At 48.5% G+C, this 16,935-nt stretch carries 18 protein-coding genes, 2 tRNA genes and 1 riboswitch; of the genes, 13 read left to right on the forward strand and 7 right to left on the reverse strand.

Annotated elements, in window-relative coordinates; genetic code table 11:
* Window position 1 precedes the first annotated feature (1 nt).
* The 7 genes from LPB400_RS03480 to LPB400_RS03510 all read left to right on the forward strand — a co-directional run bounded on the left by LPB400_RS03480 (window position 2) and on the right by LPB400_RS03510 (window position 6,272).
* Window positions 2-898: a tyrosine recombinase XerC gene (locus LPB400_RS03480; RefSeq protein ID WP_070645850.1), complete on the forward strand. Its 897-nt coding sequence runs from the start codon at window positions 2-4 to the stop codon at window positions 896-898.
* A gap of 352 nt (window positions 899-1,250) precedes the next feature.
* Window positions 1,251-2,174 carry an energy transducer TonB gene (locus LPB400_RS03485; protein WP_049328853.1) on the forward strand — a complete coding sequence of 308 codons (924 nt, stop codon included), beginning with the start codon at window positions 1,251-1,253 and terminating at the stop codon, window positions 2,172-2,174.
* A gap of 102 nt (window positions 2,175-2,276) precedes the next feature.
* On the forward strand, window positions 2,277-2,936 hold the full coding sequence (locus tag LPB400_RS03490; RefSeq protein WP_049328854.1) for a MotA/TolQ/ExbB proton channel family protein: 660 nt from the start codon (window positions 2,277-2,279) through the stop codon (window positions 2,934-2,936).
* A gap of 3 nt (window positions 2,937-2,939) precedes the next feature.
* Entirely contained in the window at window positions 2,940-3,374 is a 435-nt protein-coding gene (locus LPB400_RS03495; protein WP_049328855.1) for an ExbD/TolR family protein, read from the forward strand.
* 132 nt (window positions 3,375-3,506) lie between these two features.
* Window positions 3,507-5,168, forward strand: a complete 1,662-nt coding sequence (locus tag LPB400_RS03500; RefSeq protein ID WP_049328856.1) for an electron transfer flavoprotein-ubiquinone oxidoreductase — start codon at window positions 3,507-3,509, stop codon at window positions 5,166-5,168.
* Window positions 5,169-5,251: 83 nt separating this feature from the next.
* Window positions 5,252-6,103, forward strand: a complete 852-nt coding sequence (gene folP, locus LPB400_RS03505; RefSeq protein ID WP_219089406.1) for a dihydropteroate synthase — start codon at window positions 5,252-5,254, stop codon at window positions 6,101-6,103.
* A gap of 93 nt (window positions 6,104-6,196) precedes the next feature.
* Window positions 6,197-6,272: transfer RNA gene (locus LPB400_RS03510), tRNA-Ile, on the forward strand.
* Between the two features lie 599 nt (window positions 6,273-6,871).
* On the opposite strand, the gene LPB400_RS03515 is transcribed toward LPB400_RS03510, so the two are convergent.
* Window positions 6,872-7,330, reverse strand: a complete 459-nt coding sequence (locus LPB400_RS03515) for an RrF2 family transcriptional regulator (protein WP_004518811.1) — start codon at window positions 7,328-7,330, stop codon at window positions 6,872-6,874.
* Window positions 7,331-7,476: 146 nt separating this feature from the next.
* On the opposite strand from LPB400_RS03515, the gene LPB400_RS03520 reads away from it, so the two are divergent.
* Entirely contained in the window at window positions 7,477-7,857 is a 381-nt protein-coding gene (locus LPB400_RS03520) for a hypothetical protein (protein ID WP_070823763.1), read from the forward strand.
* Window positions 7,858-7,943: 86 nt separating this feature from the next.
* On the forward strand, window positions 7,944-9,101 hold the full coding sequence (locus LPB400_RS03525) for an NnrS family protein (RefSeq protein WP_107831969.1): 1,158 nt from the start codon (window positions 7,944-7,946) through the stop codon (window positions 9,099-9,101).
* Window positions 9,102-9,202: 101 nt separating this feature from the next.
* Here LPB400_RS03525 and LPB400_RS03530 read toward each other — a convergent pair.
* The 3 genes from LPB400_RS03530 to ispB all read right to left on the reverse strand — a co-directional run bounded on the left by LPB400_RS03530 (window position 9,203) and on the right by ispB (window position 10,722).
* Window positions 9,203-9,277 (reverse strand) — tRNA-Arg (locus LPB400_RS03530).
* A gap of 18 nt (window positions 9,278-9,295) precedes the next feature.
* Complete coding sequence (locus tag LPB400_RS03535) at window positions 9,296-9,742, reverse strand: DUF441 domain-containing protein (RefSeq protein ID WP_004518807.1); 447 nt, start codon at window positions 9,740-9,742, stop codon at window positions 9,296-9,298.
* A 5-nt stretch (window positions 9,743-9,747) separates the two neighbouring features.
* On the reverse strand, window positions 9,748-10,722 hold the full coding sequence (ispB, locus tag LPB400_RS03540) for an octaprenyl diphosphate synthase (RefSeq protein WP_219089408.1): 975 nt from the start codon (window positions 10,720-10,722) through the stop codon (window positions 9,748-9,750).
* Between the two features lie 262 nt (window positions 10,723-10,984).
* On the opposite strand from ispB, the gene rplU reads away from it, so the two are divergent.
* From rplU to ubiM, 3 genes are all read left to right on the forward strand, one after another.
* Entirely contained in the window at window positions 10,985-11,293 is a 309-nt protein-coding gene (gene rplU, locus LPB400_RS03545) for a 50S ribosomal protein L21 (RefSeq protein WP_002216394.1), read from the forward strand.
* 27 nt (window positions 11,294-11,320) lie between these two features.
* A complete protein-coding gene (gene rpmA, locus LPB400_RS03550; protein ID WP_002212328.1) occupies window positions 11,321-11,593 on the forward strand; it encodes a 50S ribosomal protein L27 in 273 nt (90 codons plus the stop codon).
* Window positions 11,594-11,867: 274 nt separating this feature from the next.
* Window positions 11,868-13,052 carry a 5-demethoxyubiquinol-8 5-hydroxylase UbiM gene (gene ubiM / locus LPB400_RS03555; protein ID WP_219089410.1) on the forward strand — a complete coding sequence of 395 codons (1,185 nt, stop codon included), beginning with the start codon at window positions 11,868-11,870 and terminating at the stop codon, window positions 13,050-13,052.
* A 68-nt stretch (window positions 13,053-13,120) separates the two neighbouring features.
* Here ubiM and LPB400_RS03560 read toward each other — a convergent pair whose 3' ends face one another.
* Entirely contained in the window at window positions 13,121-13,798 is a 678-nt protein-coding gene (locus LPB400_RS03560; RefSeq protein ID WP_049328863.1) for a 7-cyano-7-deazaguanine/7-aminomethyl-7-deazaguanine transporter, read from the reverse strand.
* Window positions 13,799-13,899: 101 nt separating this feature from the next.
* Window positions 13,900-14,373 (reverse strand): preQ(1) synthase, encoded by a 474-nt coding sequence (gene queF / locus LPB400_RS03565; RefSeq protein ID WP_107868093.1) that lies wholly within the window; start codon window positions 14,371-14,373, stop codon window positions 13,900-13,902.
* Between the two features lie 3 nt (window positions 14,374-14,376).
* A riboswitch (PreQ1 riboswitch) is annotated at window positions 14,377-14,421 on the reverse strand.
* A 147-nt stretch (window positions 14,422-14,568) separates the two neighbouring features.
* Here queF and rfaQ point away from each other — a divergent pair.
* On the forward strand, window positions 14,569-15,651 hold the full coding sequence (rfaQ, locus tag LPB400_RS03570; RefSeq protein WP_219089412.1) for a putative lipopolysaccharide heptosyltransferase III: 1,083 nt from the start codon (window positions 14,569-14,571) through the stop codon (window positions 15,649-15,651).
* 6 nt (window positions 15,652-15,657) lie between these two features.
* Here the strand turns inward: rfaQ and LPB400_RS03575 are convergent, their stop codons facing one another.
* Window positions 15,658-16,638 carry a hypothetical protein gene (locus LPB400_RS03575; protein ID WP_219089414.1) on the reverse strand — a complete coding sequence of 327 codons (981 nt, stop codon included), beginning with the start codon at window positions 16,636-16,638 and terminating at the stop codon, window positions 15,658-15,660.
* Between the last annotated feature and the right edge of the window lie 297 nt (window positions 16,639-16,935).

A 16,935-nucleotide genomic window follows, 5' to 3' on the forward strand; every position in this document is an offset into this window, starting at 1 on the left:
AATGGCGGAATCAAACAATTTTGCGCTTCATCTTGAACGCTATCTGAAAACCTTGCTGCAACAAGGCAAGTCAGAGCATACCGTTTCCGCTTATCGGCGCGATTTGAGTGAGTTGATGCGCCTGTTGCCCGATAACCTGGGAAACGGCCTGCCGACGCGCCGTGATTTTGTGGCGGTATTGAAAAAGCTGTCGCAAAAGGGCTTAAGCGAAAGTAGCTTGGCGCGGAAATTATCGGTGTGGCGGCAGTATTGCAGTTGGCTGGTGCAGATAGAAGTCATGGAAAGCGACCCGACATTTAATATGAAAGCGCCGCGCCTGCCCGAACGCCTGCCCAAAGCGCTGCCGCAAGAACCTTTAAACCATATTCTTGACCATGCGCCGGTTGATGATGAGTTGGACGTACGCGATAAGGCCATGTTTGAATTGATGTATGGCAGCGGTTTGCGCCTGAGTGAGATACAAGGTTTGAATCTGGACGGTATCGTCTTGGATGAAGGCTGGGTCAGCGTGAAGGGTAAAGGCGGCAAGCAGCGGCAAGTGCCTTTGGTGGCTAAAAGCATTGCGGCATTGCGCGATTATCTGGCAGTGCGTATTGCCAAAGAGGGCGAGCAGGCCTTGTTCACCAATAAGAACGGCGGCAGGCTGGGGCAACGTCAAATCCAAAAACGCCTGCAGGCGTGGGCAGTGCGCGTGGGCAGTGCCAGCCATATCTCGCCGCACATGATGCGCCACAGCTATGCAACCCATCTTTTGCAGGCATCGGGCGATATCCGTGCCGTACAGGAATTGTTGGGGCACAGCAACCTTTCCGCTACGCAAGTTTATACAAAGCTGGACTTTGACCATTTGGCGCGCGTTTATGATGAGGCGCACCCAAGGGCGAAACGGAAAAAATGATTTTGTTTGAATTAGGCCGTCTGAAAGAATGTTTTCAGACGGCCTGATGTTTTATGGATAAAAAATACAGATGGTTTGAAACCATTTGAATTTTTATCGGTCTGATGAGGTTTAAATATTGGCCTGATGTGCGGATGGCATAAAGATTGTAAGAGTCGATGGCTTTTTTAATACCGTTTATCTTTTCAGATGGCCGCTTGTTTGATAATATTAGTAATGAGAGCTAATATCATATTATGATATACAGCCTTTAAAACAGCAGGTCTATAAACTTTCTCTATAAGCATTAATGCTTATTTTGACTGTAAAACGACTTGCAAACGGGAATTGTTGCTATTAACATAACGGAATTATGGATAAAAAACGAATTTTAACTCCAGCCGTCGTGACTTCCGTTGCGTTGATTCACGTCGGTTTGGTTGCACTTTTATGGCACGCGCACAAACCGCCTCCTGTCGAAATAGCGAATATTGAATTTGTCGATTTAGGCGATTTCGGCGGTGGCGACGGTAGTCCTGAGGGTGAAGGCGCACCTGCTGCCCCCGAGCCTGCCCCCGAACAACCGAAGCCAAAACCCAAACCTAAGCCTGTCGAGCCGCCCAAACCTGTTATCAAACCTGTGGTAACGAAAAAAGAAAAAGCGGATATCGTACAGCAAAAGGAAAAACCAAAACCTATCGAGAAACCTAAGCCCGAGCCTAAGCCGGAACCCAAACCTGAGCCGAAGCCCGAGCCAAAACCTGAACCAAAACCAGAGCCGAAGGCAGAACCTAAACCATCTCCTAAAGCATCTGAATCCTCAGGCAGCAAAACCGGGCCGAATACTGCTGAAAACGGTAAAGGCAACGGCGAAGGCAAAGCCTTGGGCGGAGAAGGGAAAGGCAACGGCGGCGGTACGAAAGGTACAGGCAGCGGCCGTGGCGAAGGCAGCGGATCCGGCAGCGGTGGTGCGAAAGGCGAACATGGTTCCGGTACCGGTGGCGGAGGTGGTGGTAGCGGTACAGGTGCCGGCAGCAGTAAAGGCAATCCGGCAAAAGGAACCTGCCATATTCCAAGACCTCCGTATCCTTCACTATCCACTGAAAATGGTGAAGAGGGCTTGGTTGTTTTGAAAGTCTTGGTTGGTCCCGGCGGTAAAGTGGATTCAATTAGTGTGAATAAATCAAGTGGTTATAGTCGTCTGGATAATGCAGCGCGTAAAGCCGTTAAAGATGGTAGCTGTCATGCAAGTGTTTGGACTGAATTTAAAGTACCTGTCAAATTCACGCTTGAATAAGTATCTAGGCCTAAGCTGATTGATTAGAAAATATATGCTGTTGGGAAATAATTTTAAATGACCCGATAGAAATTTTAATTTTATTTTTAACTTGGAAAAATTATGGATTTAAGTTTAGTTTTCAAATCAGGTGATGTGGTACTGATTGGTGTATTTGTCCTGATGTTGTTGATGAGTGTGGTGACTTGGAGCGTCATCGTGATCCGCTGCATAAAATACCGCAAAGCGAAAAAAGGCAATGCTCAGGTAAAAGAGTTGATGCTGAATGCGTTTACGCTGGCTGACGCCGTACAAAAAGCCAAAGCGGTAGAAGCACCGATGAGCAATGTTGCCGATGAGTCTCTGCGCGCATACCAAAACTACCGTCAAACGACAAGCAAATCGCTGATTGACGAATTGCCTTTGAACGAATACTTGGTCGTTCATATCCGTAACAGTTTGGCTCAAACCATGCGCCAGTTTGACTACGGTATGACTGCTTTAGCCTCTATCGGCGCAACCGCTCCGTTTATCGGTCTGTTGGGTACTGTTTGGGGTATTTACCATGCCCTGATCGGCATCAGCGAAAGCGGTCAAATGAGCATTGCTGCGGTAGCCGGTCCGATTGGCGAGGCTTTGGTATCGACTGCTGTCGGCCTGTTTGTGGCGATTCCGGCCGTATTGGCGTACAACTTCCTCAATCGCGGTACGAAAACCATCGCGCAAGATATGGACGCATTTGCACATGACCTGCATGTCCGCCTGCTGAACCAAAAGGATTAAACCATGGCTTTCGGATCAATGAATTCCGGCGATGATGCGCCGATGTCGGATATCAACGTTACGCCTTTGGTGGACGTGATGCTGGTGTTGCTGATTGTATTTATGATTACCATGCCGGTGCTGACCCACTCGATTCCTTTGGAGTTGCCGACTGCTTCGGAAAAAGCGGCGAAAGAGGATAAGCAGCCTAAAGATCCTTTGCGTTTGAGCATTGATGCCAGTGGTGCTTATATCGTTGGCGGCGATTCCGATACCAAAGTGGATTTGGCAACGGTAACCGCCAAGCTGAAAGAAGCCAAAGCGAAAAACGAAGATGTGATTGTGGCGATTGCGGCGGATAAAGCAGTTGAATACGATTACGTCAACCAAGCCCTGCAAGCGGCGCGCGAAGCCGGCATCAGTAAAATCGGTTTTGTAACGGAAACCAAAGCGCAATAATCTTTTGAATACAGTAAAGGCCGTCTGAAATTTGAGTAAAGTTTCAGACGGCCTTTTGTTGTATTTGGTAACTATATGTCCAGGCTGTATAATTAGCGGATTAAATTTAATAACGACAATACAGGAACCGCCATGACAGAAACCATCGAACGTGACAGTATGCAATACGATGTTGTGATTGTCGGCGCAGGCCCGTCGGGTTTGTCCGCCGCCATCAAACTCAAGCAGCTTGCCGAAAAGAATGGACGCGAAATCAGCGTTTGTGTGGTGGAGAAGGGTTCAGAGGCCGGTGCGCACTCGCTTGCCGGTGCCATCATCGATCCGATTTCTTTGAATGAGCTGATTCCCGATTGGAAAGAAAAAGGCGCGCCGCTGACGCGTACAGTGACGAAGGACAGGGTTTTGTTCCTGACCGAGAAAAAAGCCTTCAACTTGCCGGTTACCCCGAATTTCGACAACCATGCGAACTATATTGCCAGCTTGGGCGAAGTCGTGCGCTGGCTGGCAGAGCAGGCGGAAAATATGGGCGTGGAAATCTATCCGGGCTTTGCCGCTGCCGAAGTGCTGTATCACGAAGACGGTTCGGTCAAAGGTATTGCGACCGGCAATATGGGTGTGGGCAAAGACGGCGAACCGACCGATTCATTCCAGCCAGGCATGGAGCTTTGGGCGCAGCAAACCCTGTTTGCCGAAGGCTGTCGCGGCTCGCTTTCCAAACAAGTCATCGAACGTTTCCAACTCGACCAAAACAGCGAGCCGCAAACTTACGGCTTGGGCATTAAAGAAATTTGGGAAGTGCCGTCTGAAAAACATCAGCCCGGTTTGGTTATGCACAGCGCAGGCTGGCCGTTGGACAGCAAAACCTATGGCGGATCGTTTATTTATCATTTTGACGAAAACAAAGTCGCTGTCGGCTTTGTGGTCGGCTTGGATTATCAAAACCCTTATCTGTCGCCGTTTGAAGAGTTCCAACGTTTCAAAACCCATCCTGAAATCCGCAAAACCTTCGAAGGCGGTCGCCGTATCGCTTATGGTGCGCGTTCGCTGATTGAAGGCGGTTTGCAAAGCCTGCCGAAACTCTCGTTCAGAGGCGGCGTTTTGGTCGGCGATGCCGCAGGTTTCCTGAATATGCCGCGCATCAAAGGCATCCATACGGCCATGAAATCCGCCATGCTTGCCGCAGAAGCCGTGTTCCCTTTGTTGGAAAACCTCGAAGAAGTGGAGGGTTTCGACAGCGGCAAAGAGGCGGCGGATTATCAGCAACGGTTTGAACAAAGCTGGCTGTATCAAGAGCTTTACGCCGCGCGCAATGTCCGTCCGTCATTCAAATGGGGCGTTTACCTCGGCTCAATCTATACCGGTATCGACCAAATGATTTTCAGAGGCAAAGCCCCGTGGACTTTGAAACATCACGGCAAAGACAACGAGCAGCTCAAAAAAGCAGCCGAATGCAAGCCGATTGATTATCCGAAACCCGACGGCGTTTTGACCTTCGACCGTTTGAGCAGCGTTTTTCTTGCCAACCTTGCGCACGAAGAAAACCAGCCCGACCATTTGGTGCTGAAAAATCCGCAGGTCATGATAGACGTAAACTACAAAGAATACGCCTCGCCCGAAACCCGCTATTGTCCGGCAGGCGTGTATGAAATCGTCGAAGAAAACGGCAGTCCGCGCCTGCAAATCAACGCCGCCAACTGCGTACACTGCAAAACGTGCGACATCAAAGACCCGACGCAAAACATCACTTGGATTTGTCCCGAAGGCGCAAGCGGGCCGAATTACGGCGGAATGTAATTGACTGTTTGAAGTCAAAACCTAAAGACCGTCTGAAAAATTTCAGACGGCCTCTATCCTATTATTTCATCAATGGACGCATTATGAACACACGCATTTGGCAGGCAGGCCGATTTGAAATCGCCTTGGACAAACCGAAAATCATGGGCATCGTCAATCTGACCCCCGATTCATTATCCGATGGCGGCACCTATTCGCAAAATGTCTCAACAGCATTGGCACATGCCGAGCAGCTGCTGAAAGACGGTGCGGATATTCTCGATATCGGCGGCGAATCTACCCGTCCGGGTGCGGATGATGTTTCTCTCGAAGAAGAATGGGCCAGGGTGCAGCCGGTTTTGGCGGAAGTGGCAAAGTGGAGTGTTCCCGTCAGCTTGGATACACGCCACACGGCGATCATGGAAAAAGCCTTGGCACAAGGCGGCGTCGATATTATCAACGATGTTGCCGCATTGAGTGATGAAGGCGCAGTCGCCTTGCTGGCGCAACAGTCGAAGACAGGCGTGTGTCTCATGCACATGCAGGGTTTGCCTAAAACCATGCAGCTTAATCCGCAATATCAAGATGTCGTCGAAGAAGTCGCGCGTTATTTAAAAGCACGCGCGGCAGAATGCGTTCAAGCAGGCATTGCCCCCGAGCGCATTACGCTCGACCCCGGCTTCGGTTTCGGCAAAAACCTACAACACAACATTACCCTGATACAACATTTGCCTGAGTTGATGGACGCAACCGGATTCCCACTCCTGATCGGCATATCGCGCAAGAGTATGATTGGCGAGCTGACAGGCGAACAAGATGCCGCCAAACGCGTACACGGCAGCGTCGCAGCCGCTTTGGCCACTGTCGCCCGAGGCGCGCAAATCATCCGTGTTCACGATGTCAAAGCAACGGCTGATGCTTTGAAAGTTTGGGAAGCAGTGGGTGTATCGGCATAATGCCCGAATAGAAAACCAACTGGCCGTCTGAAACATTTGCCCGGCATCTTGAACAAGCAACAAGTTATGCTATAATCCGCTTCTACTCTTGACGGGTCTGTAGCTCAGGGGTTAGAGCAGGGGACTCATAATCCCTTGGTCGTGGGTTCGAAACCCACCGGACCCACCAAATATTAAAAATGCCCGAGGCTTTTGGCTTCGGGCATTTTTGTATTCATTGGTTTGCGAAAGATTGGAATATAATGTCGACAATAGCAATTCGGTTATGTCATCAAATATGTTTTTTAGGGAAAATTCTTTTTAAAAAAGAAGGAGTAGTTTGGTGGAGTTATTACCTTATTTTCTGTTTTTTTTAGCATTTTTGTATTTTATTGCAGTTATCATTAATCTAGTAATGCTATATAAAATATTAAAATCAGAAGGGATGGATATAGGTTTTTTTGAATATCTATTTACTCATGGAAGTATGCAATTAAAATTTTTCAAGATACTGTTTGGAATACGAAAAATCTCCAATAAATTTTATTTGAAAATATTAAGAATAAATTTTACGGTTGCTATGATTATTCTTATTTTAGGTTTTTCTGTTGTCTTATATTCGATATATTTAGCATAAAAATTAACCTATCGAATGAAAGTCAGCTATTTAAGCTGTAGAGTGTTTTATAAAAAAATGCCGTCTGAAAATCTTCATTTCAGACGGCATTTTTTATTATTTAAGTAATACCATTTCAGTATGGCTGGATTGTTTTCAGACGGCCTGAGGATTTAGTCGGCCGTTCCGCGTATTTCATTGATTGGGATACGCGGTGTATAAAGTATGTCGTAAGTCGGCTTGTCCAGCAGATCTTGCAGTGAGTATTGATCTAAATGATTGAAGAAGGCTTTGATGGCGCCGGTAATGATGCCGGTCAGTCGGCAGGAAGGGGTGATGAGGCATTCGTTGTTGTCGCCCATGCATTCGACAACCTGCATCGGCTCAAGATGGCGTACCACTGCACCGATATTGATGTTTTCAGGATTGTCTGCCAAGCGCAAACCGCCGCCTTTGCCGCGCACGCTGACCAGAAAACCGCCTTTGACTAATGAGGTAACCACTTTCATCAAATGGCTTTTGGAAATATTGTAAGTCTCGGCAATGGTGCCGATATTGACGAGGGTGTCGTCGTTGATGGCGGTATAAACCAATACGCGCAATCCGTAATCGGTATGTTGGGTCAGATACATGGCTGGCTCTTTAGATATTTTTATTATATGTCAAAAGCGTAGTGCTTGGAGAGGGGCTGTTTGACTTTATGTGGGATTGGGTTTCATAATATCTGAAACATTTGAATTAATCCAGTTTGACAAACTGTTACCATTATAACGAACTTATGAAGCCCTTGAAACGCCATCCTGCCTTAATAGAACTTTCCCGCGAACATCATGGCTCGCTGTCGTTGTGTGTCCGTCTCCTGCGTACGCCCGATCAAAGCCATCAGGCGGAGCTGGAGCCTCATTTTATTGAGCTTGAGCCACATTTCTTGGAAGAGGAAACCATGTTTGCGCCGTATTGGGATAAAATTGAGCCTGCGTTGCGTCAGCGTTTTGAAGGCGATCATGCCAAATTGCGCGCGATGATGGCGCATCCTGAATATATGAATGAATCATGGAATAAGGAGTTTGCTGTTACTTTGCGCGATCATGCGCGCTTTGAGGAGCGCGAGCTTTTCCCTGCGATTGAACCTTTTTTGCCTTTGCCTGAAAATGTGTAACAGGGAAAGGAATCGATGGCCGTCTGAAAAGTTTCAGACGGCCTCTGTTGCTGTTTTATGATGATATAAAAATTGAAGGAACCACCATGACCGATTTGTTCAAACACCCGGTTTGGGCAATGGCCTTCCGCCCGTTTTATTCGTTGGCGGCTTTGTATGGCGCATTGTCTATACTGCTTTGGGGCTTCGGCTTTCAGGGTACGCCTGAGTTGCCGGGTTTTTATTGGCATGCCCATGAAATGATTTGGGGCTATGCCGGATTGGTTGTCATTGCATTTTTATTGACGGCCGTGGCGACTTGGACAGGCCAGCCGCCGACACGCGGTAAGGCGTTGGCCGGTTTGACCGCATTTTGGCTGTTGGCCCGCATTTGTATGTTTATCCCCGGTTGGGGGGTAACGGCAAGCGGCATATTCGGTACGATCTTTTTCTGGTATGGCGCGGTATGCATGGCTTTGCCGGTAATCCGTTCTCAAAACAAGCGCAACTATGTTGCCGTGTTCGCTATTTTTGTTTTGGGCGGCACCCATTTCGCCTTCCATCTGAAAGTGCAGCCGTTTGATGCCATTGCGCTGATGACCGGTTTGCAATCCGGTTTGATTATGGTGGCCGGGTTTATCGGTTTGATCGGTATGCGGATTATCTCGTTCTTTACGTCCAAACGCCTGAACGTGCCGCAAATTCCCAGCCCTCAATGGGTGGCGCACGCATCGCTTTGGCTGCCTATGCTGACCGCCATGCTGATGGCGCATAACATTTTGCCGGGACTGGCCGCGTTGTTTGCTCTGGCTGCCGGTGTGATTTTTACCGTGCAGGTGTACCGCTGGTGGTATAAAGCTGTACTGAAAGAGCCTATGCTTTGGATTTTGTTTGCCGGCTATCTGTTTACCGGCTTGGGCTTGATTGCAGTCGGTCTTTCTTATTGGATTTCAAACTTCCTGAATTTGGGCGTGCACCTTATCGGCGTTGGCGGTATCGGCGTGCTGACTTTGGGCATGATGGCACGAACCGCGCTTGGCCATACCGGCAACTCTATTTATCCGCCGCCTAAAGTGGTTCCTGTCGCCTTTTGGCTGATGATAGCCGCAACGGTTGTCCGTGTTTTGGCAACCTTTGTGAACGGTACGGCATACACGCACAGTATCCGTTGCTCCGCCGCTTTGTTTGCTGCTTCTTTGCTGTTGTACGCATGGAAATATATTCCTTGGTTGATCCGTCCGCGTTCGGATGGTCGTCCGGGTTAACGGTTTGGCGAAATGAGAAGGCCGTCTGAAAAGTTTCAGACGGCCTTTATTATTGATAATAAAAAAGCCTTTCAAAGTATGAAAGGCTTTTATTGAAACTGTGGCCTCGCCAACAGGAATCGAACCTGTATTTTACGCTTAGGAGGCATACGTTCTATCCGTTGAACTATGGCGAGGCGGTAAAGGAGGGGATTTTAAACCTTTCCGGCAAAAAAAGACAATAAGCCAGCGGCAATCAAAGGGCCGACCGGAATGCCGCCGACAAAGGCAACGCCGATGACTGTGCCGATTAATAATCCGGTTACTAAAACAGGCTGTTCGCTCATCAATGGAACGCCGCGTCCGGCAAGCCATGCAACCAAAATGCCGATAAGGACGGCGGCAATCATTTTAAAATTGATAAACTCGGAAACCGGCGGAATCTGGATTTTACCGGAAACCAACGGGCTCAATACGCCGATGGTCAGCAGGATGATGCCCAGATGCAAACCGTGTTTTTCCACCAAGGGAAGATATTGTGACAAGGCCGTCTGCTGCATGAGCAGCAATACCGCTGCCGAAATCGTAATCGAGTTGTTGTTGCTGACGACGCCCAAAAAAATCAGCGTAACCAGAAACAAAGGGACAAAGCTGAAATTCATCGAATTTAAGATACTCGGGCCAAAGATTCTTTTGCCAGTTGGATCATGGCTTCTTTGACTTCGCTGTCAGTCAACACGTTCAATGAAGCGATGGCTTTGTCGACGGCTTTTTTCGCTTCGGAAATCGAATACGGCAAAGCATCGGAGTTGACGACATAGTCGTGGATTTTTTCAAAATAGCTGCGGTCGGCATTTTCCAAAGCGTGGCGCACATCGTTGGCGGCCTGCTCGGAGCCGTTTCGCATCAGGTAAATCAATGGCAGGGTAGGTTTGCCTTCTGCCAAATCGTCGCCGACGTTTTTGCCGATTTCTTCGGTTTCGCCTGAATAGTCCAATACATCGTCAATGATTTGGAAAGCCGTACCGACGTACATACCGTAGTCTTTCAAGGCTTGCTCGTGTTCGGGGGAAGCTTTGCCCAAAATTGCGCCGACTTGCGCGGCCGCTTCAAACAATTTTGCTGTTTTGTATTGGATAACTTGGACGTATTGCTCTTCGGTAATATCCGTATTGCCGATGTTCATCAGCTGCATGACTTCGCCTTCGGCGATGATGTTGGTCGCATCGGCCATCACTTCCAAAATACGCATGCTGCCCGAACCAACCATCAGTTGGAAGGCGCGTGTATAGAGGAAGTCGCCGACCAAAACGGCCGCCGCGTTGCCGAAGAGATTGTTTGCGGTTTTACGGCCGCGGCGCAATTCGCTTTCATCGACGACATCGTCGTGCAGGAGGGTGGAGGTGTGGATGAATTCCACCATCGCCGCCAGCGAATACAGCTTTTCATCGTCATGCCCGACTGCTTTGCCTGCCAAAATGGTAATAATCGGACGCAGTCGCTTACCGCCCGCGCTGATGATGTATGTGCCGATTTGCGAAATCAGCGCGACATCGGATTGAACAGCTTGGTTGATGACCGCATTAACTTTGGCAAGGTCATCGGGCAGGTGGCGTTGGAAGTAAGGCAGGTTTTCGAGCATAAAACATTCTCTGTTGACAAAACGGAGCGGGGCTCCAATGAATCTGTTTAAACCCGTACATTCGGTCGGGGTAATAATGTTGCATAAAGATATCAGCAATCCAGCGCGTGATTATATCAGTTAAAAAGCATGCAACATATCTTTCAGATGGCCTTTTCACTTGTAAATAAAATAAATTTTGACAAAACAGGCAAATAGAAATAGAATAGCTCGTTTCGCACATGGTGTGCGGAAAGTTAACCTAATTCTCATGGAGTTGAGTATGTACGCGGTCGTAAAAACCGGCGGTAAACAATATAAAGTTTCCGTTGGCGAAAAATTGAAAGTAGAACAGATACCAGCCGAACTCGACAGCCAAATCGAACTGACTGAAGTTTTGATGATTGCTGACGGCGAATCTGTAAAAGTAGGCGCACCTTTTATCGAAGGCGCAAAAGTAACAGCTAAAGTCGTTGCTCATGGTCGTGGCGAGAAAGTACGCATTTTCAAAATGCGTCGTCGTAAACACTACCAAAAACGCCAAGGCCATCGCCAAAATTTCACCCAAATCGAAATCGTGGCAATCGCCTAATTTCAAGTAAGTTCAGGAGTATTACAAATGGCAAGTAAAAAAGCAGGCGGTAGCACCCGCAACGGTCGCGATTCAGAAGCCAAACGCTTGGGCGTTAAAGCCTACGGCAACGAGCTGATTCCGGCAGGCTCCATCATCGTTCGTCAACGCGGTACTAAATTCCACGCAGGTGACAACGTAGGCATGGGCAAAGACCACACTTTGTTTGCTAAAGTCGACGGTTACGTTGAATTCAAAACCAAAGGCGCGCTGAACCGTAAAACTGTCAGCATCCGTCCTTACACCGGTTCTGAAGAATAATCGTTTTACGATTGAAAGCCGCATTCCCTTTTCGGAATGCGGTTTTTGTTTATCTGAATGTTTGTCCGTTTGATAAAATCCGTATGTCGTGAAGCTTGATTTATATTAAGGCCAAAGTAAAAACGCGCTTACAATTGATAACATTTGTTTTATTCTATCAACGCTTTCTATATAATCTATCAAATGCCTTTGATTTACCCTCATGTAGCTAAACACAGTAAACTTAAGGCCGTCTGAAAAAATCCGTATCAGTTGAATACAAGGAATTCCTCCCATGAGCTTACACAGTGATATTCTCGTCGTCGGCGCAGGCCCTGCCGGATTAAGTTTTGCCGCAGAGTTGGCCGGAAGCGGGTTGAACATAACCCTGATTGAAAGAAGTCCTTTAGAAGTGTTGCAAAATCCGCCGTATGACGGTCGTGAAATCGCACTGACACACCTGTCGCGCGAAATCATGCAGCGATTGGGTATGTGGGATTTGATTCCAAAAGACGAAATTTATCCTTTGCGCGATGCCAAAGTATTGAACGGTCATTCCGATTACCAGCTCCACTTCCCGCAACCGACTCAGGCGCGCGGCGAGCCTGCGGACTGTTTGGGCTATTTGATTTCCAATCACAATATCCGCAAAGCCGCTTATGAAGTCGTGTCCAAATTGGACAACGTCAAAATTCTGACCGGCACCAATGTTAAAGAAGTCAAAACTTCTGACGATGAGGCGCAAGTTATTTTGGAAAGCGGAGAAGTATTGACCGGCCGTCTGTTGTTGGCCGCCGATAGTCGCTTCTCGCAAACGCGCCGTCAATTAGGTATTTCTTCCGATATGCACGATTACAGTCGCACCATGTTTGTGTGCCGCATGAAGCATACTCTGTCCAACCTGCATACCGCATATGAATGCTTCCACTACGGCCGTACCATTGCGTTGCTGCCTTTGGAAGAACACTTGACCAATACAGTGATTACGGTGGACAGCGATAAAGCCGAAACGATTAAAAATATGTCGCCGGAAGAATTGGCGGCCAGCGTGAAAGAGCAACTCAAAGGCCGTTTGGGCGATATGGAATTGGTCAGCACCATTCACAATTATCCTTTGGTCGGCATGATTGCCCAACGTTTCTACGGCAAACGCAGCGCGTTGATCGGCGATGCCGCGGTCGGTATGCATCCGGTTACTGCGCACGGTTTCAACTTGGGTCTGGCAAGTGCTAATCTTTTGGCTAAATTGGTTCTCGAAGCCGAGCAACGCGGTCAGGATATTGGTGCGAAGGGCCTGCTGGAAAAATACAGCACCAAGCATATGCTCCATGCCCATCCGATTTACCACGGCACCAATATGCTGCTGAAACTCTTTACCAATGAAACTGCTCCGGCGAAACTGCTGCGCGGTTTGGTATTGCGTGCAAGCAATAACTTCCCGCCGCTGAAAAAACTGATTACCAAACAATTGACCGGTTAATCATTTGAAAATATAAAAGGCCGTCTGAACGATTAAAGTTTCAGACGGCCTTGTTTTTTATCTACTGCTTATTTGGCTAAAACCGATTCAGGCATTTCTTGACGGACGTTTAAGGAAGTCAGCTTTTTGGTCAAGATGCTCAATACGATGCCGTATGCAGGCAGAAAGAAGAGGGTGCAGATGGCGAGTTTGAACAGATAATCGACAAATGCGATGCCCTGCCAATTTGCCGCCATAAATTCATCGTTGCTCGCATAAAAGGCAACGGCGAAAAACACCAGCGTGTCCAAAGCGTTGCCGACTACGGTGGAAGCAGTAGGGGCGGCCCACCATGATTTCAGACGGCGTAATCTGTTGAACACGAAAATATCGAGGATTTGCCCGAGCGCATAGGCGGAAAAACTGGCCAATGCGATACGGCCGACGAAGGTGTTAAATTCGGCCAAAGATGCCCAGCCTGTCCAGTTGCCGTCATGAAAGAGGACGGAGAAGACGTAAGAGAGCAGCAGGGCGGGGAACATTACCCAAAAAATAATCCGTCTCGCCAACGGCGCACCGAAAATGCGCACGGTCAGGTCGGTAGCGAGGAAGATAAAGGGGAAGGAAAATGCGCCCCAAGTGGTAAAGATACCGAAAATTTGAAAGGGGAACTGCACCAGATAGTTGCTGGCGGCAATAATAAAAATATGGAAAAGCACCAGCCAGAAGAGCGCTTTCTTCTGCTGTGCGGCGGTAAATTCGTACATGGGAATCTTTCGGAAGTTTTTTCAGACGGCATGAAGCCTTGCGAGACTGTGCAATAGAAAAAGTCTTGCAATGAAAAGGGCGTTAGGCCGTCTGAACGGGATTATTGTGCATCGTGCTCAAACAGGCGTTTGCGTGCCAAAGCTTCAAACTCTGTGCCTGCTTTGCCGTAGTTGGCAAACGGATGAATGGCGATGCCGCCGCGCGGTGTGAATTCGCCGAATACTTCGATGTATTTCGGATCCATCAGGGCGATGAGGTCTTTCATGATGATGTTGACGCAGTCTTCATGGAAGTCGCCGTGGTTGCGGAAGCTGAAGAGATAGAGTTTCAGTGATTTGCTTTCCACCATTTTGATATGGGGGATGTAGCGGATGTAGATGGTGGCAAAGTCGGGCTGGCCGGTCATCGGGCAGAGGCTGGTGAACTCGGGGCAGACGAATTTGACGAAATAGTCGTTGTCGGGGTGTTTGTTGTCGAACGCTTCCAAAATTTCAGGCGCGTATTCGCTCGGGTATTGGGTTTTCTGGTTGCCCAAAAGGGAGATGCCTTGCAGCTCTTTGTTGTTGCGGGACATGAGGTTTCCTTAGTTTTTTAATGTGGGAGGTTTTCGAACCACGGGGTGCGGATTGTAATATAAATTACATGGCTTGTGCGGATTTTATAGCGATGAATCAGCAGGATAGGTTTCAGACGGCCTGTTTTGTATTTTATGAAACCTGTTTTCCGCTTTACAATAGCAGCCAATCAACAGGCCGTCTGAAAGTTTTGTATGTCTTTAGCCCAACCCAAACGTATTCTGATCATCAAATTGCGCCATCATGGCGATGTGCTTTTGAGCACGCCGGTGGTCGATGCGCTGAAAACCCGTTTCCCCGATTGCGAAATCGATATGCTGGTATACGCCGGTACGGAGCAGCTGATTGCCGATAATCCGCAGATTACGCAGATTTTTACCATTGATCGAAATTGGAAGAAGCTGGGCGTATTCAAGCAGTTGGCATGTGAGAAAAACCTTTTTTCAAAGCTGAAGGCGCGTGATTATGACTGGGCTTTCAACCTGTCCGATCAATGGCGCGCGGCGGTAATCGCCAAACTGTGCGCCCGTTGCAGCGTGGGTTTGGACTGCATCAAGCGTGACGGATTCTGGTGGCGTTTCTGTCATGATTTTATCAACCATGAGCTTGATACCAGCCATCATATCGTTGAGAACCAATTGAATATCCTTGCGCCGCTTATCCAGCCGGAAGACGTGGCCGATGCGAAAGTACGCCTTTGGGTGGCGCAAGATGCAAGGGAAAGCATGCGGCAGAAATTGCGTGAGCAGGGTTGGAGCGGCGAAGATTATGTGTTGATGCATCCGGGTGCTCGTTGGCATTTCAAATGTTGGGAAGACGGTAAAAACGCCGCCATCGTACAGCTTCTGCTCAACAGTGGGCAGAATGTCGTATTGACCGCTTCTCCAGACACTGTAGAACAATACATGCTTCAAGAAATTATAGGCCGTCTGAATATTCCGGAAGGCAGAAAAGTATATGTGTTGTCCGGATGCTTGAGCCTGCGTGAATTGGCGGCGGCCATTGAGGGCGCCAAACTGTTTGTCGGTGTCGATTCCGCACCGATGCACATCGCCGCAGCTTTGGATAAACCGCAAATCGCTTTGTTTGGTGCGTCATGGGTGGATAAATGGCGTCCCTATTCCGAGCAGGCCGAAGTCATTTATGCTGGCGATTATGCCGAACTGCCTCACCCCGACAGTATCGACACCAACGATCCGACACGGTTGTTGAAAGCGATTCCGTTGCAGGATGTGTGGGATAAAATTTCGGCTAAATTGGAGGCGCTGGAGGCTTAAAACCGCTTACCATGATCCGTTAAACGTTTTAGCTTTGCGCCAAAATGCCCATTTGGAACGGCGGCCGATTTCCAGCGTGCCGCCGTTTTCGCCGTCTGTGGCAATGCACACGGTTTTCAGACGGCCTGAAGCGAGTGCGTCCCATAAAGGCGCAAACCAGCGGGTTTCCCAGCTTTCCAAAATATCTTTGTATGCCCAAACATCGCCTGTCTGTAAGGTAGAAACCAAATCGTCCAAAAAGATAAGGCCGTCTGAAACCGTGTTGCCTGTTTCTTGAACCATCTCAAACCAAGCCTTCAAATTGTATGGCGCATCGAGTTTGGGCGTATCCGAAAAACGCGCCCATGCGCTGTCTGAGGCGACGATATCCGCAGACTGTGTACCGTCCGCATCATTCCACAGCCACAAACCGTTGATTTCCGGCAATCCTTGTTGTTCACGCGCTTGGTTAATCGGATGCGTGTGGAGAAACATTTGGATTTCCGTCTGCATGGCCAACCAAGACACCGCATCTTTGCCGTGTGCCTGACCGTCCATTTCCGGCTGCCCGCACACATCCAAAACACATTCCGCGCCCCAATCTTCAATCTTCGGCATACTGAGCAGCCACATGCTTTCGCAAAGCGGCTCAAATTGCCAAGTTTTATCTTGATAAAACGCCGACAAATCCGCACATAACCGTTGCGCCTCCTCTTTTTGGATGCCGATAAACTCGCCGCCGATAATGTTGACATGGTGCATGCCCATTTGTTGCCAAACCGGAGAGGCAAAAGCGGCTGCGCGTTTTTGGCTTGTGTGGCGTAAACGTTGCACTTGGGTAATGAGGCTGCCGCTCCACAAATGGCGTCCGTAAAATTCAGACGGCCTGAGTGTTTCTTTGCGTAATATGCCGTAACGCAAAAGACGGTTAAAAGCAGGTAAGGCAAACGCAGGCACGGATTCGTCGGCAAAACGGTTGAGCGAGGGGAGGGCGAGGGTCAGCTTCATAAGCGCAAATAGATAGGAAAACCGTTATTTTACGCGACAAATGATGCGTTTCGGAACCTTGCCTTTACGCCCTGAAAAAAGCTGTTCAGACGGCCGGTTTGGAAAAAACGGGCTGTCATGCTAGAATGCGTGGCGTAAATTTCAGAAAAACAGGGTGTAAATCAACACAATAGCCCTGATAATAACGTCAATCTCAAACACAACCTCATTCATTCCGAATGAAAACCTGATTTTCAGATCGGAAAAAAAGACTCAAAGTCCTTTATCCCCAAAACTGTTTAAACCAGCAGGCGGTCG

The organism is Neisseria perflava (assembly GCF_019334725.1).
GTDB classification, from domain to species: domain Bacteria; phylum Pseudomonadota; class Gammaproteobacteria; order Burkholderiales; family Neisseriaceae; genus Neisseria; species Neisseria subflava_A.